This is a genomic window from Myroides albus, from assembly GCF_024722315.1.
GTDB lineage: Bacteria > Bacteroidota > Bacteroidia > Flavobacteriales > Flavobacteriaceae > Flavobacterium > Flavobacterium album_A.
Map to the genome: position 1 here is coordinate 2,209,112 of NZ_CP102754.1, position 19,481 is coordinate 2,228,592.

The 19,481-nt window shown below is 33.6% G+C and carries 17 protein-coding genes; 3 read left to right on the forward strand and 14 right to left on the reverse strand.

What is annotated here, in order from left to right; genetic code table 11:
• Positions 1 to 353 precede the first annotated feature (353 nt).
• The 6 genes from rodA to purH are packed head-to-tail and all read right to left on the reverse strand — an operon-like array spanning position 354 to position 7,434.
• Positions 354 to 1,607, reverse strand: coding sequence for a rod shape-determining protein RodA (rodA, locus tag NWE55_RS10100; RefSeq protein ID WP_155091148.1), 1,254 nt, complete (start codon positions 1,605 to 1,607; stop codon positions 354 to 356).
• Positions 1,607 to 3,469: a penicillin-binding protein 2 gene (mrdA, locus tag NWE55_RS10105; RefSeq protein WP_155091147.1), complete on the reverse strand. Its 1,863-nt coding sequence runs from the start codon at positions 3,467 to 3,469 to the stop codon at positions 1,607 to 1,609. The genes rodA and mrdA overlap by 1 nt, the downstream gene beginning before the upstream one ends.
• The gene (locus tag NWE55_RS10110; protein WP_155091146.1) at positions 3,466 to 3,990 is read right to left on the reverse strand and encodes a rod shape-determining protein MreD; all 525 of its coding nucleotides are present in this window, start codon (positions 3,988 to 3,990) and stop codon (positions 3,466 to 3,468) included. Before NWE55_RS10110 ends, mrdA begins: the two co-directional genes overlap by 4 nt.
• Positions 3,983 to 4,813 carry a rod shape-determining protein MreC gene (mreC, locus tag NWE55_RS10115; RefSeq protein ID WP_155091145.1) on the reverse strand — a complete coding sequence of 277 codons (831 nt, stop codon included), beginning with the start codon at positions 4,811 to 4,813 and terminating at the stop codon, positions 3,983 to 3,985. The genes NWE55_RS10110 and mreC overlap by 8 nt, the downstream gene beginning before the upstream one ends.
• Before the next feature lie 10 nt (positions 4,814 to 4,823).
• Positions 4,824 to 5,852 (reverse strand): rod shape-determining protein, encoded by a 1,029-nt coding sequence (locus tag NWE55_RS10120; protein ID WP_155091144.1) that lies wholly within the window; start codon positions 5,850 to 5,852, stop codon positions 4,824 to 4,826.
• A gap of 55 nt (positions 5,853 to 5,907) precedes the next feature.
• The gene (gene purH / locus NWE55_RS10125) at positions 5,908 to 7,434 is read right to left on the reverse strand and encodes a bifunctional phosphoribosylaminoimidazolecarboxamide formyltransferase/IMP cyclohydrolase (RefSeq protein WP_155091143.1); all 1,527 of its coding nucleotides are present in this window, start codon (positions 7,432 to 7,434) and stop codon (positions 5,908 to 5,910) included.
• 159 nt (positions 7,435 to 7,593) lie between these two features.
• Between purH and NWE55_RS10130 the strand changes: the two genes are divergently transcribed.
• Positions 7,594 to 8,844, forward strand: coding sequence for an ABC transporter permease (locus tag NWE55_RS10130; protein ID WP_155091142.1), 1,251 nt, complete (start codon positions 7,594 to 7,596; stop codon positions 8,842 to 8,844).
• Between the two features lie 34 nt (positions 8,845 to 8,878).
• Here NWE55_RS10130 and accD read toward each other — a convergent pair whose 3' ends face one another.
• Genes accD through tamL form a run of 3 tightly spaced genes read right to left on the reverse strand, consistent with a single transcriptional unit; the run spans position 8,879 to position 13,475 of the window.
• The gene (gene accD, locus NWE55_RS10135; protein ID WP_155091141.1) at positions 8,879 to 9,733 is read right to left on the reverse strand and encodes an acetyl-CoA carboxylase, carboxyltransferase subunit beta; all 855 of its coding nucleotides are present in this window, start codon (positions 9,731 to 9,733) and stop codon (positions 8,879 to 8,881) included.
• Between the two features lie 44 nt (positions 9,734 to 9,777).
• Entirely contained in the window at positions 9,778 to 10,845 is a 1,068-nt protein-coding gene (gene fbaA / locus NWE55_RS10140; protein WP_155091140.1) for a class II fructose-bisphosphate aldolase, read from the reverse strand.
• A 47-nt stretch (positions 10,846 to 10,892) separates the two neighbouring features.
• A complete protein-coding gene (tamL, locus tag NWE55_RS10145) occupies positions 10,893 to 13,475 on the reverse strand; it encodes a translocation and assembly module lipoprotein TamL (protein WP_155091139.1) in 2,583 nt (860 codons plus the stop codon).
• Between the two features lie 28 nt (positions 13,476 to 13,503).
• On the opposite strand from tamL, the gene NWE55_RS10150 reads away from it, so the two are divergent.
• Positions 13,504 to 14,241, forward strand: coding sequence for an RNA methyltransferase (locus tag NWE55_RS10150; protein WP_155091138.1), 738 nt, complete (start codon positions 13,504 to 13,506; stop codon positions 14,239 to 14,241).
• 103 nt (positions 14,242 to 14,344) lie between these two features.
• Here the strand turns inward: NWE55_RS10150 and porT are convergent, their stop codons facing one another.
• From porT to NWE55_RS10170, 4 genes are all read right to left on the reverse strand, one after another.
• The gene (porT, locus tag NWE55_RS10155) at positions 14,345 to 15,142 is read right to left on the reverse strand and encodes a type IX secretion/gliding motility protein PorT/SprT (protein ID WP_155091137.1); all 798 of its coding nucleotides are present in this window, start codon (positions 15,140 to 15,142) and stop codon (positions 14,345 to 14,347) included.
• 1 nt (position 15,143) lies between these two features.
• Positions 15,144 to 15,872, reverse strand: coding sequence for a bifunctional demethylmenaquinone methyltransferase/2-methoxy-6-polyprenyl-1,4-benzoquinol methylase UbiE (gene ubiE / locus NWE55_RS10160; RefSeq protein WP_155091136.1), 729 nt, complete (start codon positions 15,870 to 15,872; stop codon positions 15,144 to 15,146).
• Between the two features lie 118 nt (positions 15,873 to 15,990).
• Positions 15,991 to 16,554 (reverse strand): GNAT family N-acetyltransferase, encoded by a 564-nt coding sequence (locus NWE55_RS10165; protein ID WP_155091135.1) that lies wholly within the window; start codon positions 16,552 to 16,554, stop codon positions 15,991 to 15,993.
• Positions 16,555 to 16,601: 47 nt separating this feature from the next.
• Complete coding sequence (locus tag NWE55_RS10170) at positions 16,602 to 18,071, reverse strand: alanine/glycine:cation symporter family protein (RefSeq protein ID WP_155091134.1); 1,470 nt, start codon at positions 18,069 to 18,071, stop codon at positions 16,602 to 16,604.
• A 277-nt stretch (positions 18,072 to 18,348) separates the two neighbouring features.
• Between NWE55_RS10170 and NWE55_RS10175 the strand changes: the two genes are divergently transcribed.
• Entirely contained in the window at positions 18,349 to 18,834 is a 486-nt protein-coding gene (locus tag NWE55_RS10175; protein WP_155091133.1) for a DinB family protein, read from the forward strand.
• 50 nt (positions 18,835 to 18,884) lie between these two features.
• Here NWE55_RS10175 and NWE55_RS10180 read toward each other — a convergent pair whose 3' ends face one another.
• Positions 18,885 to 19,412 (reverse strand): inorganic diphosphatase, encoded by a 528-nt coding sequence (locus NWE55_RS10180; protein WP_155091132.1) that lies wholly within the window; start codon positions 19,410 to 19,412, stop codon positions 18,885 to 18,887.
• Between the last annotated feature and the right edge of the window lie 69 nt (positions 19,413 to 19,481).

A 19,481-nucleotide genomic window follows, 5' to 3' on the forward strand; every position in this document is an offset into this window, starting at 1 on the left:
AAGTGTCAAAAGTTGGGGGCTACGCAAAAAGTTGGATCAAGTACAAAAGTTGGGGATCAGTGGCAAAAGCTTTGGTCATCCAATGTATGCGTAACCATCGAAATGAATCCGTCTAAGCGTTTTTTATTACGCAAAGGTATTGTTTATGCTTAGGCTGTTTTAACTCCTTTAGGTTGCTTAAAATAGGGTAAAATCTCCATTTACCTATAATCTACTTAATAAGGAATGGAGTGGAGTATAAACTCTTAGTTTTTTGAGTGTAAATTATTAAATATGTCAAACAGGGTGCTACCTCAATAATTGTTTGTGTTATGAGGTTGTTTGTTTACAAATATAGAATAGCAATTGTCAAATTACCATTCGTTTATTTTATTGGCATCTAATTTTAGAAAAATAAATAGTAATAGGGTAAAGGCTATTAAACTAGAACCTCCATATGAAAAAAATGGAAGTGGTACTCCAATGGTAGGAAATAGTCCAATTAGCATCGTAATATTAAATGCAAAGTGAATGAAAAGGAAACTAACAACGCAGTATCCGTAAACTCGATTGAATCTCTTTTTTTGATTTTCAGCTAAGTAAATTAGTCGAAAGAATAGAAAAACAAATAACACTATCACTACCGATGCACCTGCAAAACCCCATTCTTCACCTACAGTTGTAAAGATATAATCTGTATGCTGTTCTGGTACAAATCCACCTTTGGTCTGTGTACCTTCTAAGAAACCTGTTCCTGTCCAGTTTCCAGATCCGATTGCTATTTTAGATTGATTAAGGTTGTAACCCTCGGCTTGTAGGTTTACGTTTTCGCCTAATAATACGTTGATACGATCCTTTTGATGGGGTTCAAGTACATTGTCATATACGTAGTCTACAGAAAATACAAACCCTGAAGTGAAAATAGCTAATATGATATATATAAAAGGGTTTCGGTTGATACTCTTGTTGAAATAGAAGTGCAAACTTGCTATAATAATTATTGTAGCAATGATAATAGCAGGTTTAACTACGAGGGCTGCAATGAATAGGACGACAGTTATAAATCCTGTCCATAGATACCAACTTGGTAGTCCCTCTCGATATAACACAAAAATTAGTGAGGCAAATAACATTGCACTACCTGTATCGTGTTTTAGGATTAACAAGGTTGGAATAGCAATAATTGTAAGTGCGACTAATTGTTCTTTGAAAGTGTTTAAATGGCCTTGGTTATCGGATAAGTATTTAGCTAATAGCAAAGCAGTCGTGGTCTTTACAAATTCAGAAGGCTGAATACCAAATCCTGCAATCGAATACCAGTTGGTTTGCCCTTTTACTGATTTACCAAAGAAGAATAACCCAATGATTGACAGAAGTCCAATGATGTAAAATATTAATGCATATTTTTCATAGAATTTGGCATCTATGGAAAGTATCAAAATGATAATAGGAAATGTGAGTATAATAAATATTAGTTGACGACCATATATTTGATTAAGGTCAAACATAGAGGTTGGTTCGGCAGGTAGTGATGCTGAATAAATAGTAAACCACCCTGCTATTACTAATAAGAAATATAGGAGTACTGTTAACCAGTCTATATTTTTTTGTACACTAACACTTCTCATTATTTTTTACTTTTTTCTGCAAGTTTATATAGTTGTAATACTTTGTCGTATTCAGATTGAAGACTACCTTCAAGCATTCTTGTTTCTAAATCTTTTCTTACAATCTCATTTAATAAATATTTTTGAACCATTAAGCTGGTAATAGGAGCAGCCCATCTTGACCCCCAATATCCATTTTCAATAAAAACGGCTATAGCTATTTTCGGATCATCTTTTGGAGCAAAGGCAACGAAAACAGAGTGGTCAGTTAATTGGTAGCGTTTTCCGTTAATACGAGTAAAGTTTTCTACTGTTCCTGTTTTACCACACATATCAAGTTGTTCTACTGCAACAGATCGTCCTGTACCTGTTTTAAACACTTCATTCATTCCCTCGATAACAGGTTCAAAGTGTTTTGGATCAATTGTTGTTTGATTTTTTGTAACGAATTTTTTATCGATTTTATGGTGTTCGATCCCCTTAATGATGTGAGGTGTATAGTAGTAACCTTTATTGGCAACAGCAGCTACAACATTAGCAAGTTGCATAGGAGTCATAATTACTTCGCCCTGTCCGATTGAATTGGATATGGTTGTTGTACTTTTCCATGCACCATTTGGATACCATCTATCGTAATAGTCTGAATCAGGAATGTGACCTTTTCTTCCTTCAGGTAAGTCGTATCCTAAGAATTGACCCAGCCCAAAACTTTGTAGATGCTTATTCCAAGCGTTAATTCCATCAGCTGGTTTTTTATACTTTTCAATTATGCGCTTATAGGTTTGGGCAAAGAAAGTGTTACACGATTTAGCTGTAGCTACGTGTAAGTTCCAGTTCCCACTATCGTGGCATCCCATCCAAGCACCTTTACCGTAGTAGAATCCTCTGCTGCAACTAAAAGTCGTATGTTGATTTATAACTCCTTCTTGAAGGCCTATTAAACCAGTTAGTATCTTAAAAGGAGATCCTGGAGAATATTCTCCAGAAAGAACTCTATTATACAGTGGTTTAGCTAATGAGTCATTGTAAAGTTTGGTATAATTCTTTGATCTTTCTCGGCCAACTAATAGACCTGGATCGTAGGTAGGTGCATTGATAAGGGCTAATATCTCACCAGACTTTGGTTCTATAGCAACAATACCGCCTCTTTTGTTTTGCATTAAAAGCTCACCATATGCTTGTAATTCACTATCAATGGTAAGGGTAATATCATCTCCTTTTAATGCAATAGTGTCATAGATTCCATTTTTAAAAGAACCTATTTCTCGATTAAATCGATCTCTTTGGATATACTTTACCCCTTTAGAACCTCTTAGGACTTCTTCGTATTGTTCTTCGACTCCTTGGATACCAATGAGGTCGCCAGGTCTATAGTAAGGGTTTGATTTTATGTTTAAGTCATTAACCTGTCTAATGTATCCAAATATATTAGCACCGTGATTTACTTGATAATCTCTCAGAGAACGCTTTTGAATATAGAATCCGTTAAAGTGTCTAATTTTTTCTTGGAACGCAGCATATTCTGCCTTGCTTAATTGAGGTAGAAATATAGAAGGTAGCCTTGGGCTATAAATAGTAGCTTTGCTAAGTTTTGAGTCAAATTCTTCTTTAGTTACATCTAATAATTTACAAAGGGCTAATGTATCAATATTAGTAACCTCTCGCGGTATTACCATGATGTCATATGACGGTTGATTGGCAACTAATAGTTTTCCATTTCTATCAAATATATATCCTCGTTCAGGGTATTCATATACAATTTTCAGAGCGTTGTTCTCTGATTTTTTGATGTAGGTATCATCAATGATTTGTAAATAAAATAAACGAGAGAGTATTACGATAGTAACAACTGTAATTATTAGCGGTAAAAGAAATTTTCTCATTTTTTAGAAGGCTTTATTAGATAGATGATTAGGACACTACATAATAAAGTAGTTATCATTGTGATTATTGTTCTTGAAAGAATTTCTAAAACAAAACTAAACCTAAATAGCTCCAATGCAAATAAAGTAATATTGTGTACTAATATGCTTATTGATATGTAGCTGAATACTTCTAATGAATTAAAGATGTCTTTTGTTACTTTTTTTAGAATATTTAAGTTGTGATATTGATAACTAATACCAAAAGAGAACTTCAATATCATTGGACGTGCAAAAGCAAGAATTAGTGATGCTGCAGCGTGTATACCAGCTGAGTTGATAAACATATCTACAGCCAGCCCTAATAAGAAACTCGTTAAGTATAATAAAGCTTTATTACCACTTGAAGGATACAAAATGATAAATAAAATATAGGGGAAAGGGTTGATAGATCCAAACAAATCAATATTGTTGAATATCAGAACCTGTACTAAGAGTAAAGTTATAAAACGGCCTATATTTGATAATACAATACTATTCATCTTCTAATCCCTCTTCTAAAGTGTTAATCTCTTCTACGTAGTTGTTTTTGATAATGTAAACATACCCTAAATTAGTCATATCATTGAATAATCTAACTGATATGGTAAAATAGTTTGAACTAGCAGTTGTATATGCTTTTTCAATAACCCCAATCGGTATGTTTTCAGGGAATATTTTAGAGATACCTCCTGTAACAATTGTATCTCCTTTGTAAATTTCGGCCAATCTTGGAATATCAGTAAGATTCACATAACCTGTATTTTTTCCATCCCATTCTAAAGTTCCAAAATGATTAGAACCTTTGATTTTAGCATTGATTTTTGATTTTACGTTTAAGATACTTTGTACAGTAGAATAATTATTAGATGACTTTTCAATAATTCCTATAACACCGTTGCTATTAATAACCCCAAGATCTTTTTGGATTCCTTGTTTAGAACCTCCCTTGATTGTTAGGTAATTTTCTTTAGTATTAAATGAATTTCGAATAACCTTAGCGACAAGAATAGAGTATTCATCTGTTTCGCTTGGCTGCAGTTTGGCTATTTCTAAAGAGTCTTTGTCTGTCAGATTGTTGTAAACGATTGTCTTTAAATATGCATTCTCTAAAACCAGAGCGTCATTCTCTGATTTTAGGTGCATATATTCTTTTAAATCATTTACATTTTCATAGACATAGCCAGTTACTCCATTCGCTGAACTGATAAAAGAACTTCTATGAAAAGTATGTGTTCTAATAATAAAAGCAAATGATATTAGTAAAAGCAGCAAAAACAGTAGCTTAGTACTGTTTTTTATAAAGAAGTTAAATATTTGCTGCATAGTATATTATTTACTTGATAAGTACACTTTTATATTTGTCAATGTTTTTGATAGCTAGTCCAGTACCACGTACAACTGCTCTTAATGGATCTTCTGCAATATAAACAGGTAAGTCTGTTTTTTGAGAGATTCTCTTGTCTAATCCTCTAAGCATTGAACCTCCACCTGCTAAATAGATTCCTGTATTATAAATATCAGCAGCTAATTCTGGTGGTGTTTGTGATAATGTTTCCATTACAGCATCTTCAACGCGTTGAATAGATTTGTCAAGTGCTTTAGCAATTTCGCGGTATGATACAGTAACTTGTTTTGGTTTACCAGTTAACAAATCACGCCCTTGTACTAACATATCTTCTGGAGGAGTTTCTAAATCTTCAGTAGCAGCTCCAATTTGTATTTTAATTTTTTCTGCAGTACTTTCTCCAACAAATAAGTTGTGTTGTGTACGCATATAATAGATAATATCGTTTGTGAATACGTCCCCTGCGATTTTTACAGATTTATCGCAAACAATACCTCCAAGAGCAATAACTGCAATCTCAGTTGTACCTCCACCTATATCAACAATCATATTACCTTTTGGTTGCATAATATCTACACCAATACCAATAGCGGCAGACATAGGTTCATGTATAAGGTAAACCTCTTTACCATTCACTCGCTCACAAGATTCTTTTACCGCACGCATCTCTACTTCTGTAATACCTGAAGGAATACAAACAATCATGCGTAAAGCCGGTGTAAACATTTTTTTTCTTAATGCTGGAATGCTTTTGATAAAGAGGCTTATCATTTTTTCTGATGCGTCAAAATCAGCAATAACTCCGTCTTTTAATGGGCGGATTGTTTTGATATTTCCATGGGTTTTCCCCTGCATTAAACTCGCTTCTTTTCCTACTGCAATTATTTTACCCGTTGTTCTGTCACGAGCTACAATAGAAGGGTTGTCAACAACAACTTTCCCATCGTGAATGATTAGAGTGTTCGCTGTACCTAAATCGATAGCGATATCCTCTGTCATAAAATCAAAAAATCCCATACAATTAAATGGCTTTTAGAGTTAATAATTTTGTTTGCTATACAAAAGTAATAAATTAATGTTTAAAATGACGCGTTCCAGTAAATACCATCGCGATATTGTTTTCATTACAATAATTTACACTTAATTCATCTTTAATCGAGCCTCCTGGTTGGATAACAGATGTAATACCAGCGTGATCTGCAATCTCTACACAATCAGGGAAAGGAAAGAATGCATCGCTTGCCATTACTGCTCCTTTTAAGTCAAAGTTAAAAGAGTTTGCTTTTTCAATTGCTTGACGCAATGCATCAACTCTTGAGGTTTGACCAGTACCAGAAGCACATAATTGTTTGTTTTTAGCAATAACAATTGTGTTTGACTTTGTGTGTTTACAGATTTTTGAAGCAAATAACAAGTCTTCTATTTCTTGTTCAGAAGGCTTTGAGTTAGTAACGTTAGTTAAATGCTCTTTAGTATCAGTAACATTATCTTTATCTTGAACTAAGATACCATTTAAACAAGTTCGAATTTGTTTTTTCGGTAACTCCACTTCATTTATTACTAAGATAATTCTATTTTTCTTTTCTTTAAGGATTTCTATAGCTTCATTTTCGTAAGATGGTGCAATTACTACCTCGCAGAAAAGTTGATTGATTTCTTCAGCAGTTTCTTTATCTATTTTTCCATTTGCAATAAGCACACCTCCAAAAGCTGATGTTGGATCTCCAGCTAAAGCATCAATATAGGCCTCTTTCATGGTGTTTCTTTGTGCAACTCCACAAGCATTGTTGTGTTTTAGTATTGCAAAGGTTGGTTGCTCTCCTTGAAATTCCTTCATTAAGTTAACCGCTGCGTCCACATCGAGAAGGTTGTTGTATGAAAGTTCTTTTCCATTTAACTTTTGGAATAGGGAATCGAAGTCTCCGAAGAACTGTCCTTTTTGATGAGGATTTTCACCATATCTCAGCTCTATTCCATTATCTACACTTATTTTTAATGTAGATTCTTGCTCATTAAAATAGTTAAAGATAGCACTATCATAGTGAGATGAGGTGTGAAATGCTTTAGTTGCAAGATATCTTCTTTGCTCTAAAGAAGTTTGTCCATTATTTTCTTGAATCATATTCAAAAAGATATTGTACTCATTAACTGAGGCAACAATAACAGTGTCTTTAAAGTTTTTTGCAGCAGCTCTAATTAGCGAAATACCTCCAATATCTATTTTTTCAATAATATCGGCTTCGTTTGCACCCGATGCAACAGTTTTTTCGAAAGGATATAAATCAACAATTACAAGATCAATTTGAGGAATATCAAATTCTTTCATCTGAGCAACGTCTCCTTCGTGATCTTGTCTATTTAAGATCCCTCCAAATATTTTTGGGTGTAAAGTTTTTACTCGACCTCCTAAGATTGAAGGAAACGAAGTGATGTCTTCTACTGCTACTACTGGTATTCCTAAGTCTTTGATAAAAGTTTCAGTTCCCCCAGTAGAGTAAATTACTACGTTGTTTTTATGTAATTCTCTTACAATAGGTTCAAGACCATTTTTATCAAACACAGAAATTAGTGCTGAATTGATTTTTTTAGTTGTGTTCATTGTTGTGTGTTATTAATGAACGGCAAAAGTAAGTATTGTAATGATAATTCTAAAGTATATAATTGAAGTTTTCTATTATTTGAGAAGTTTTTTTTTATTTTTTATCTTTAGAGTATAAATGCTGTTACATCTTTACTTTTGTAGTATATAAAAACCAACATGATTCTATATTTTAGACTTCTAATGAGTAGTTTTCAATTTGCAGTGAATGCTTTGAAAACCAATAAGCTAAGAACCGTATTGTCTCTTTTAGGAGTCACAGTTGGTATTTTTTCTATAATTGCTGTACTTGCTGCTGTAGATTCCCTTGACAAAAATATTAAGAAAGAATTGAGTGGTTTTGATTTGAACATGATTTATGTTTTTAATCATTCTTTTGGGCCTGTAGATATTCCGAGGTGGAAAATAGATCAATACCCTAAAATGAAGTACGAGGAGTTTGATTTTTTAAAGCGTAATGTGCAGGGGGTAGAGTATATTTCTTATAATATTTTTACTAAAAGTGAGATGCTTAAGTACGGTGCTAATTACGCCAATGACGTAAGTATGCAGATTGGAGGTAGTGATTTGCAGTTTCTGGATAATGTAAAAATATCTAATGGTAGGTTTTTCAATGAATCAGAGGCTACAAATGGAGCTTACGTGGTGGTTTTAGGTGCAGAAGTAGCTAAGACACTATTTGGTGATCTTGATCCTATTGGTAAAACGATTCGCTTGTATAGCCGTAATTTTCGGGTTATTGGAACAATTGATAAACAGGGAGCCAGTACTTTTGGTTCGAGTTTAGACGATAGGGCTTATATTCCTGTGAATGTTGTTCGTTTATTGTATGGAGACAATGTTTCAACTTTTACACCTGTGGTCGTACTAAAACCATTTAAAGGCGTTGAGATTAAGGAGTTTGAAGACGAGATACGTTCTAAGTTGCGATTGTTTAGAGGAATGAAAGCTGGGGAGGAAGATAATTTCTTTGTTAATGTATTTGGGGGAATGCTTGACTTTATCGATACTATAATTGGGCGAATGAATGTCGTAGGGTGGATTATTAGTGGGTTTTCACTCTTAGTTGGAGGTTTTGGTATTGCAAATATTATGTTCGTTTCTGTGAAGGAGAGAACGCATTTGATAGGAGTACAAAAAGCAATAGGAGCAAAGAAGAAAACTATTTTATTACAATTTTTATTTGAAGCCGTTATTTTAGCATTAATAGGCGGAGTTATCGGGCTACTTTTGGTTTGGATTATCGCCTTGTTAGTTACTACTTTTTCAAGCTTTGTACTAACACTTAGTATTGCAAACATAGCTATAGGATTATCCCTATCTGGTTTGATAGGTATTTTGTCTGGGTATTTACCAGCTCGATCAGCTGCAAGGTTAGATCCAGTGGAAGCGATAAGAACAGGAATGTAAAAAAAAAGCATCCATATTATATGGATGCTTTTTTTTATCTCACAGATCTATTTAGTATCAGATCTAAATATAGATTTACATTTTTCTTTAAATCTCGACGGTGAACTATAAAATCTAAGAAACCGTGCTCTAACAAGAATTCCGAAGTTTGAAATCCTTCAGGTAAATCCTTTCCTGTAGTATCTTTTACGATACGAGGACCAGCAAAACCAATTAATGCACCTGGTTCAGCAATGTTGATATCACCTAACATAGCAAAAGAAGCTGATATTCCTCCTGTAGTAGGGTCAGTACACAATGATATATAAGGGATTTTTGCATCACTTAATTTTGCAAGTTTAGCTGATGTTTTAGCCATTTGCATTAGTGAAAAACCAGCCTCCATCATACGAGCTCCACCTGATTTTGAAATCATTAAAAATGGAATATTGTGTTTTAATGAGTAGTCTATACCTCTGGCTATTTTTTCTCCTACTACAGATCCCATAGAACCTCCAATAAAAGCAAAATCCATTGCTGCAACTACTAATTTTTCTCCTTTTGATTCTCCGACAGCAACTCTAACAGCATCTTTAAGCTGTGTTTTATTCATTGCTTCTTTTAAACGATCTACATATTTTTTTGTGTCTTCAAATTTTAAAATATCTTTTGAAGAAAGGCTTTTGGCTATTTCTTTGTAGTCGTTGTTGTCAAAAAGAATTTCGAAATATTCTTTACTACCAATACGAACGTGGTATCCATCTTCAGGGCTCACCCATAAGTTAACTGCAAGTTCGTCAGAATCAATTATTTTTCCTGTAGGAGATTTGTACCAAAGTCCTTTTGGAATATCTTTTTTGTTTTCTGTTGGAGTCTGAATTCCTTTTTCTTTCCTTTTAAACCAAGCCATAAAATGTTTGTTTTGTTTATATTAAGTTCGAAAGCAAGGAGAGATTATAACGTATTTACGTTGTTTAAATCTTCAAAAGCTTTTTCTAAGCGAGCGATTAAAGTTAATTCTCCTTGTCTAACCCATACACGTGGATCGTAGTACTTTTTATTAGGAACATCTGATCCTTCTGGGTTACCTATTTGAGTTTTTAAATAGTCTATTTTTCCTGTCATATAGTCTCTGATACCTTCAGTATAAGCGAATTGAGTATCAGTATCTATATTCATTTTGATTACTCCATATCCTATAGCCTCTCTGATTTCTTCAACTGAAGAACCAGAACCACCATGGAATACAAAATCCACAGCATTATGTCCTAAATTGAATTTTTTAGATACATATTCTTGAGAGTTTTTTAAGATAATTGGAGTTAGTTTTACGTTTCCTGGTTTGTATACACCGTGTACGTTACCAAAAGATGCTGCAATAGTAAAGCGGTGATTTACTTTTGATAGCTCTTCATAAGCATAGGCAACTTCTTCAGGTTGTGTATACAATTTAGAAGAATCTACACCTGAGTTATCTACTCCGTCTTCTTCACCTCCTGTAATACCTAATTCAATTTCTAACGTCATACCTAATTTGCTCATGCGCTCAAGGTATTTTTTAGAAATTGTCATATTTTCTTCTAACGATTCTTCAGATAGGTCAATCATGTGAGAGCTGAACAATGGTTTACCAAATTGTTTCATATGTTCTTCACCTGCATCTAATAAGCCATCTATCCAAGGTAATAATTTTTTTGCACAGTGGTCCGTATGTAATATTACCGGAACACCGTAAGCTTCAGCTAAAGTGTGAACTAATTTTGCTCCTGCGATTGCTCCTAATATTGCTGCTTTTTGGTTGTCATTTGACAAACCTTTTCCAGCCATAAAAGCCGCACCTCCATTAGAAAACTGAACAATTACAGGTGAATTTAATTTAGCAGCAGTTTCTAATACAGCATTAATAGTACTTGAACTAGTTACGTTTACTGCTGGTAAAGCAAATCCTTTTTCTTTTGCGTATTTAAAGATTTCTTGCACTTGCTCCCCAAATGCTACTCCTGGTTTAATATTATGTCCCATGTGCCGTTGTGTTAAAAGTTTCTACAAAAATACTAATTATTATTGGATTAAAATGGATAATTGATTCCAACATTTAATACCGATTCTCTAAAGTTAAATTCCTTAAACCATTTTCTATTTGAATCGATTGTTGGATTAAATGTTTTGAATCCCATATCTAATCTGAATACAAAGAAACTAAAATCATAGCGAATTCCAAATCCCGAAGCAACAGCAAAATCTCTTAAAGAGGAAATACCATTGAAGGTATAGTTCTCATCTTCCACATCGTCAAATACATTCCAAATATTTGAGGCATCTATAAATAAGGCTCCATACCATTTTCCTCCTATATTAAAACGATATTCAGAACTGAAGAAAAGCTTCATATTTGCTTCATTGAAGTCGTTTATTCCTCCACTTTTACCTGGACCTAAACGATAAGATTGCCAACCTCTGTTGTCATTTGATCCCCCTGAATAGTAACTTCTCGTAAATGGAATTGAGTTTGAGTTGCCATAGGGTACCGCTAAACCACCAAAAGCTTTAATTGCAAATACACGTTGTTTTCCTAAATCCCAATATTTTACAAAGTCAATTTCTGTTTTGATATATTGAGAAAATTCTACGTCCATGATCGTTTTCTTTCCTGTAGGGCCTTCTTTGGTACTCGCATTTTTCATTATCAAGTTCATCAACGCTCCTGCAGATTCTACTTTTGTTCTTAACGTGTAGAAATTATTGTCATTGATGCTTGTACGCGTGGTTTTGGTGAATACTAAATTACTTGCTATAATTAAGTTATTTTCAGACAAACGAACTCTTCTTTCTTCAATGCTGCGTATCACTTTCTTGTCTTCCTCACTTACACCAAGCGGATTATTTGGATCTAAGGCATCCCAAATGAAGTAATTAGCGCCACTATCTCCAATAGTCAAATCACCACTTTCGTCATAGTATGTTTTCGTTGCATCAATTTTGTAATCTTGAGCAATAGCATTTAAGCGACTATAAGATGAACTGTAAACGCTAAAGTAATTGTTGGGATTCGTGTTTTTTACATATTGTGCATTTAGTAAATCTAAACTAAAGGAATTATGATGAGAGGGTAGCCATTTATAATTAATCGTTCCTGTAAAATTATCTTTGTCTAAACCGATGTTCCTCTGTTTAGATATACCGAAACTCATCGTTGTTGTCGGCAACATGGATTTGGGAATGATGCGATCGGTCTTTATTGGAAAGAAAACACGGGGAAAGGTTAATTTAACATCTCCACCATACTCGGTTACATTGAAAAATACATTATTAGGATTGTTCATTTGGCGTGAAGAACCTATACTTCCTTTAAGACCTACTTCTAAGATTTCCGCTCTTTTGAACACATTTCGAAACAATACGCCAACACTCCCTCCTATACCAAAATCTTGAATATTGGAATGAGTTACGTCTAACGAAGGGTTAAATGTCATCTTTTTTCGAGAGGTTAGATAGATATTAGAGATTAATGACTGACCTGTTGTATCTCTTTGATCTTCTATATACTCAATGACTGGGTAGTTGAATATCCTTAAATTACTTATGGATCTCGATGTTAAAATGCGCTTTTGATCACTGAAAGTACTCCCTTTGGTGATAAAGATAGCATCTGTTAGTGCTTTAGGCTTGTATTGTAGCTTAGCAGAACTATAGATATTAAAGTTGTTGTATTGTAAACTGTCTAAGTCGTATTTTTTATCCTTACTACTGTTGTCTGTAAATAAGTTTACTTCACTTATCTTGTAAAGCTTAAAGGGTCTTTCTACAAGTGTATCACCGGATTTTACTGTCTGAGGATCTATGATTAAATTGATATTGGCTGTGTTTTTTTTATCCAATATTGTATCAACTTCATATCTTATATTCAATTCTTGAAAGTGATATGCACCTTGATTTCTAAAGTCATTTGTAATTCTTTTTCTTTCCTCATCAAAATTCTTGACATTAAAAACGGTGTTAGGTTTTATCAAACTCTTATTTTTACTTTCAACATAAAGACTTTCCAATTCTTTTGTAGTGATTGAAGTCTTAATACTGTCAATATAATAAGGTTCTCCAGTTGTTACTGTATAGGTTGCTTTCACTTTTTTTTCTCCAACTGTATCTATTTTCGACTCAACTTTTGTGTCGAAATACCCTCGATTGAAATAGTAGTTTTTTAATCTTTCAACTGATTTGTTGGTTTTCAAAGTATCGTATAGTGCTGGTACTTCTCCTGTTTTTATCAAGAAGTTATTAATACCTGCAATAATAAAAGACTCACCGAGGCGGTTAACTTGTTTTTTTGATAATACAGCAGTAAGCTTTTTTTCTGTATTAGGGTGCTCTTGTAACCAAACCTGGTATAGGGAATCTGCATTCGGTTTTGCCAGATTGTAAAGGTGTAATCTCAAGCGAAATCCCGTAAAAGGAAATGTACTATTAGGAGTTTGGTATAACTGCTGGTATATTTCTTCTTTACTTGATTTTTTAGTATTTTCTATAATTGTATTATCAACCAAAAGAGCTCTATCTCGTGGAACTCTCTTAGTTGTCGAACATGCAAAAAAACTTATGCTCGTTAATATAATTAGTGCTATTTTTGGTAAAAATTTGCTCAAGGTAGTATTCATCTAATATAGTCCAAAAATACATTTTTTTATGGTTACGAAAAACCAAATAAAATTAATTAAAAGCTTACATCAAAAAAAATATAGAAAAACGCATCAGCTTTTTATTGCTGAGGGAGTTAAAGTGATTAAGGAATTGTTGTCTTCTGATTTTGCGCTCGAGCATTTGTACTATTGTGAAGACATAGATTTTGGTATTGAAAAGTCAAAGCAAACTAAAGTATCGAAAGAAGATATTAAGAAAATGTCTGCTTTGATTACAACGCCTAATTGTTTAGCTGTTTTTCATTGTGCAAAAGAGAGGAACGTAAGTTTTGATCATTTAGTTTTAGCCTTAGATGATATTAGAGATCCTGGCAATTTAGGTACTATCATTAGATTATGCGATTGGTTCGGAATAGAACATTTGTTGTGCAGTCAGGAAACAGTTGATGTTTACAACCCCAAAGTAGTGCAAGCAACAATGGGATCGATAACGCGAGTAAATATTGTTTATGGTGATTTGCTACAACTCTTAAAGGATAGAGGAGAGGATACACCTGTATATGGTACTTTTATGGATGGGGATAATATTTATACAGAAAAATTAGGTTCAAAAGGAGTTATTGTAATGGGGAATGAAGCTAATGGTATTTCTTCAGAAATAGAAGCAATCGTTACTCAGCGTATGAGTATACCAAGGTTTGGAAACCTACAGTTGACCGAAAGTCTAAATGTAGCTACGGCAGCATCTATTATTTTGAGTGAGTTTAAAAGGACGACTATTTAAGAGTTAAATATAAAAACAAAAAGTTATCTTTCAATGGATATAGAAATGCCCCAAAAAGTATCTCACTTTTTGGGGCATTTTTTATGCTTTAAAAATATATCTCTTAGTGGAAGGTAAAGGAGATGAATATCCCTCTTTTTTTCATTGATTTTATTCCTCCTGTCCAAGGACTATCCGCCGAATAATCTCTTATTAATTCATCTTGTAATCCAAACACTCCTTTTATCGCTGGAGTAAATTTGAAATATTGAAAATAAATATCGATTCCCGCTCCAATTTCGTAATTCGCTGTCCACTTTTTCATTCTCCAAATACCTTCGTAATTATCTTTAGTTGAGCTGGAATTACTGCTTAAATCTAAATCTAAGGAAACACCACCTATAATGTAAGGTCTAATATTTCCAGTTCTCAAAGCGGAGAACTTTAAAAGTAACGGAAAATGTATATAAGTTGAATTAACTTCTTTAAAAGAAGAATTTTTTATTTCGTTAGGCGTTGGATTTGCATTATCGTGTTGCTCTTTGTAATAATTGTATATAAGAGCTTTCGGATAGGTCAGTTCTCTTTTGGAATAAAAGAGTCCTGGTTCAAACCTTAAATCTAAGTATTCCATGATTCGCAAGTTACCAACCAAACCAACATTAAATCCCGTAGAAGAATTTACTTGTATTTCAGTATAGTCATGAGGATATTTCTCTCTGAGATCTTGCATTTGCTTATAGTAATCTTCCGTATAACTTATTTGGTAGTTCATACTATTAAACCCAAGGTAGTAACCCCAGTGTACACGTTGTTGATCCCATTCTTGTTTGTTTAAGATTGGGTTTCTACCAAATATCCATTGGGAGAATCCAGAAGTAGTTCCCAATATAAAGAAGATTATTATAAGTATTTTTCTCATATTATTTTGAAGAAGAATAAATTGTAGCAATTCCCATTGTTTGAGGATTGTGTTTTACTTCTTTAAACCCAACTTTTCTTAAAATATTGTTTAAAGCTTCTCCAAAAGGGAAATTTTTAGCTGAATCAGATAAATATTTATAAGCTTTTTGGTCTTTAGAAAATAATTTACCCATGAAAGGTAATATATTTTGAGTATAAAAGAAATACCCTTGCTTAAAAGGAAATTTAGTAGGCACAGAAGTTTCTAAAATAACGAATATCCCTCCAGGCTTTAAAACCCTAAGTATTTCCGATAATCCTTTTTCTAAATCTTCAAAATTTCGAATACCAAACCCTACTGTAATTGCATCAAATGAATTATCTGCAAAGGGCAAGTTTTCAGAATCTCCTTGAATCATTTCTATTCTATCTTGTAGATTCAATGCTTTTACCTTTTGTCTTCCAACTTCTAACATTCCTGCAGATAAATCTAATCCTGTAATTTTAGTTGCATCGGATTTTGATAATAAAATGGCTAAATCACCTGTACCAGTAGCAATATCTAAGATACTTTCTGGTTTCGTATCCGCCACCATCTTCAAAACTTTACGTCTCCATCCTTGATCTGTTCCTAAGGAAATCATTCGGTTTAGGTTATCATAGTTCCCTGAGATGTTATCAAACATCTGTTCTACTTGTTGTTTCTTTCCTAAGTTAGATTCTTTATATGGAGTTATTTCTTTTGACATTGTAATGAATTTTGAGCAAATATAATTATTTAAAGACAAATACAGGGTTTCGTTAGTAGGATTAATTTTACGGGGATAAAATAAAAAAGTCTTAGTTTAACTAAGACTTTTTATATTGTTAATCTACATACATATGATAGTATTCTCCTCCTACAAAATCCAATGCTTTGCCTTGTTTGAAGCCTAACCTTGTGTACAGTTTCATCGCCCCTGGATTCTCCAAATCGACTATTAAGCCAACTTGTTTAAATCCTTTTTCTTTAGCAAAGTCAACTGCAAACTTAAGTAAATGACTTCCTACTCCTTTGCCTTGTACTATAGGCGATACAGCTACAGTGTCTAGGTAAAATTCACTGCCTTCTGTTTCAGGTTCTGGAGTCATATCGTTGTTGTATTGTTTTTTCATTAATTCTAAAACAGGCTCTCTTAACTTATAAAAATCATCGCCATTATATCCTGTTACAGACCCGACTACATTGTCATCTTCATCTACAGCTACAAAAGTATTTTCATAACTATATAAGTTATTTGGCTTTTTGAAAAGAATAGTTAGAAAGTTGATTGCTTCTTCGATGTCTTGTTTTTGAATAAAGCTAAAAACAATATCTTCCATTGCTTGTAACATTAATTCAGGTACTACATCATAGTCTTCTCTTTTAGCTGCTCTTATTTTGTATTGCATTTCCTATTAATTTAATTCATAGGCAAATGTACTAAAGTAACGAGAATTTATTCTCTTAATTTTTGTTTCTCTTGCCATTCTCTTTCTTTGATGACCTTATCCCATACCTCACTTGCGTTTTCGATGCCAATTTCTTTAGGGTCAAAAATAGGGTCTTTACCTTCTTTTCTTTGTTTTATATAGTCGTTAAGAGCCCTTAAAGCTGGTTTGTATAGCAGTAGAATTGCAATTATATTAATCCAAGCCATAGCTCCAACACCTATATCTCCAATGTCCCATGCTTTGCTCGGTTCACTTATAGAAGCGTAGTAGACGAAAACTAAAATAATCAGACGCATTGCCCATCTTAATACCAAGTTTTTCTTTTTACTTAAGTATTCGAAATTGGACTCAGCAATGAAGATGTAGGACATAGTTGTCGTTATCGCAAAGAAAGTTAGCGCAATAGCTACAAACTTACTTGCAAATAAGGGGAATTGCGTAGCAATGGCATTTACTGTATATTCAGATCCTGGCTCGACTCCTGGGATATTCTCTATAATAAAACCACCCATACCGTCAGCTACATTGTATTGATTGGTAAATAAAATCATCAGAGCTGTAGCTGTACAGACAAAAAGGGTGTCTATGTAAACAGAGAAAGCTTGTACTAATCCCTGTTTGACAGGATGCGATGTTTCAGATGCAGCTGCAGCATGAGGCGCTGTTCCTTGACCTGCTTCATTTGAGTATATACCTCTTTTTACACCCATCGCGATTGCTGCTCCAAATACTCCTCCAAAGGTTGCTTCCATATTGAAAGCTGAACGAAATATTAAACCAAAGATATGGGGTACTTCTTGTATGTTTATTCCTATGATTACTATGGCCATTGCGATATATGCAACTGCCATAAAAGGGACAATTACTTGTGCGATACGACCTATCTTTTTTGCACCTCCAAAAACCGTTAGTGCTAAAAATATACAGATAAAAATACCGGTGATCCATTGAGGAATATCAAAAGCATGTTGGATGCTAATAGAAATACTGTTGCTTTGAATACTCGGTAGGAAAAGTGAACAACTGATTATAGTGATGATTGAAAATGTCAAGGCAAAAGCTTTACTCTTTATCCCTCTTTCGATGTAGAATGCAGGACCCCCACAGTATTGACCGTTCTTTTCGACTTTATATATTTGCGCTAAAGTCGATTCTATGAATGCTGATGCACTTCCGAGAAAGGCAATCATCCACATCCAAAAAATGGCTCCTGGACCTCCAGCTGCAATGGCTGTCGCTACACCTACTATATTTCCTACACCCACTCGTCCTGCAATTGCTATACTGAATGCTTGAAAAGGACTTACTCCTTTATCAGAGGAACCTTCTGTAAACAGCAATTTGATCATATGCCTAAAGAAGCGAACTTGTACAAATTTGGTGCGTATACTAAAGAATAAACCTGCAATGAGGCATAAGGCAATAAAAACATTTGACCAGATTAGGTCATTTAGTAGTTTGATGATTTCTTCCATTGTGTTGTTTGTGCTTTTTGTTGTGTGTGGAGAACACCTCTTTTTGTATTAAGCTAAGATGTACTCATTTTTAGATTTGTGGAATTTAAGGAAATTTTAAGTATTGAGTCCTGTTGATATTGTCTTTTTTTAAATTTAAAATGATTCTTGCTAATATTTACGATACAAATAGACTTCTATTGATGTAGTATTCTCTTTTAGGTATGTAAGAAAATCGGTTGAATATTGACAGAAATATTTAGCTTTGAACAGACAGAAATAGATAAACTAAAAGCTTATGTCACACATAGATTACATTAGGCGTTCTGAGGGAATGTCATTAGAGGAGATCTTATTAATGCGCATTACTATTGTCTTAGAGACCTTTGAGAAGGTGAGTCAGCAACACAAGTGGGATTATGCTTATGCAGAGGGGAAGTGGACTGTAAAAGAGTTAGTACAGCATTTGATAGATTGTGAACGTATTTTCAGTTATCGCGCTTTGCATATTGCTCGTCAAGATAACAGTGTTTTAAGTGGATTTGATGAGAATGAGTATGTTGATCAAGCCAAAGGAGAGAATAAAGAGCCACAGGACTTAATAGAGGAATATATTACACTGCTAAAGAGTGTTTATTATCAATTTAAAGGTTTTACAACAAATGCTTTAGCATTACAGAATAAAGTAGCAGATTACGTTATTACGGTAGAAGAGATAGGTAGGCTTAATTACGGGCATACACTGCATCATATCGACGTGCTATTAGAAAGATATTTAGAGTAGATATAAAAAAAGAGCCACTCATTGAGTGGCTCTTTTACAATAATATTTTATTAGTAGCGGATGCTAAATAAACCTTCAGCTTTATTTTCAAGGTTGTCAAAGCGATCTTTACACTCTTGAATTAATTTAACTGCTGCTGCTTTATCTCCAAATCCGTCAGTAGTAACTTTTTTATTCTCTAAGTCTTTATAAACTTTAAAGAAATGTTCAATTTCTTTTTTGAAATGTTCGTTTACATCATTAATGTCGTTTAACTTGTTCATTAATGGATCTGAAACAGGAACACATAAGATTTTTTCATCTTGACCTTTATCATCAGCCATATAGAAAACACCTATTGGTTTTACTTCAACCACCATTCCTGGTAATGAAGGTTCAGTGAACATAACTAATACGTCTAATGGATCTCCGTCTAATGCTAATGTTTCTGGAATAAAACCGTAATCAGCTGGATATCTCATGTTTGAATATAACAATCTATCAAATCTCAAGCGTTTTAAATCGAAGTCATACTCGTATTTATTTCTGCTCCCTGCTGGAATTTCAACAAAAGCATCAAAAGTTTCAAATGTACTCATATCTTTTATTTTTTTAACTCATTCAAAATTGGTTGCAAAAGTACTCTAAATCATTGTTTCTAACAAGTT

What these genes read in the sequence shown, in the direction of transcription:
- rodA (WP_155091148.1), bottom strand. Translation starts at nt 1,607, where the DNA reads ATGAGAAGTGTTAGTGTACAAAAAAATATAGACTGGTTAACAGTACTC.
- mrdA (WP_155091147.1), bottom strand. Translation starts at nt 3,469, where the DNA reads ATGAGAAAATTTCTTTTACCGCTAATAATTACAGTTGTTACTATCGTA.
- NWE55_RS10110 (WP_155091146.1), bottom strand. Translation starts at nt 3,990, where the DNA reads ATGAATAGTATTGTATTATCAAATATAGGCCGTTTTATAACTTTACTC.
- mreC (WP_155091145.1), bottom strand. Translation starts at nt 4,813, where the DNA reads ATGCAGCAAATATTTAACTTCTTTATAAAAAACAGTACTAAGCTACTG.
- NWE55_RS10120 (WP_155091144.1), bottom strand. Translation starts at nt 5,852, where the DNA reads ATGGGATTTTTTGATTTTATGACAGAGGATATCGCTATCGATTTAGGT.
- purH (WP_155091143.1), bottom strand. Translation starts at nt 7,434, where the DNA reads ATGAACACAACTAAAAAAATCAATTCAGCACTAATTTCTGTGTTTGAT.
- NWE55_RS10130 (WP_155091142.1), top strand. Translation starts at nt 7,594, where the DNA reads ATGATTCTATATTTTAGACTTCTAATGAGTAGTTTTCAATTTGCAGTG.
- accD (WP_155091141.1), bottom strand. Translation starts at nt 9,733, where the DNA reads ATGGCTTGGTTTAAAAGGAAAGAAAAAGGAATTCAGACTCCAACAGAA.
- fbaA (WP_155091140.1), bottom strand. Translation starts at nt 10,845, where the DNA reads ATGGGACATAATATTAAACCAGGAGTAGCATTTGGGGAGCAAGTGCAA.
- tamL (WP_155091139.1), bottom strand. Translation starts at nt 13,475, where the DNA reads ATGAATACTACCTTGAGCAAATTTTTACCAAAAATAGCACTAATTATA.
- NWE55_RS10150 (WP_155091138.1), top strand. Translation starts at nt 13,504, where the DNA reads ATGGTTACGAAAAACCAAATAAAATTAATTAAAAGCTTACATCAAAAA.
- porT (WP_155091137.1), bottom strand. Translation starts at nt 15,142, where the DNA reads ATGAGAAAAATACTTATAATAATCTTCTTTATATTGGGAACTACTTCT.
- ubiE (WP_155091136.1), bottom strand. Translation starts at nt 15,872, where the DNA reads ATGTCAAAAGAAATAACTCCATATAAAGAATCTAACTTAGGAAAGAAA.
- NWE55_RS10165 (WP_155091135.1), bottom strand. Translation starts at nt 16,554, where the DNA reads ATGCAATACAAAATAAGAGCAGCTAAAAGAGAAGACTATGATGTAGTA.
- NWE55_RS10170 (WP_155091134.1), bottom strand. Translation starts at nt 18,071, where the DNA reads ATGGAAGAAATCATCAAACTACTAAATGACCTAATCTGGTCAAATGTT.
- NWE55_RS10175 (WP_155091133.1), top strand. Translation starts at nt 18,349, where the DNA reads ATGTCACACATAGATTACATTAGGCGTTCTGAGGGAATGTCATTAGAG.
- NWE55_RS10180 (WP_155091132.1), bottom strand. Translation starts at nt 19,412, where the DNA reads ATGAGTACATTTGAAACTTTTGATGCTTTTGTTGAAATTCCAGCAGGG.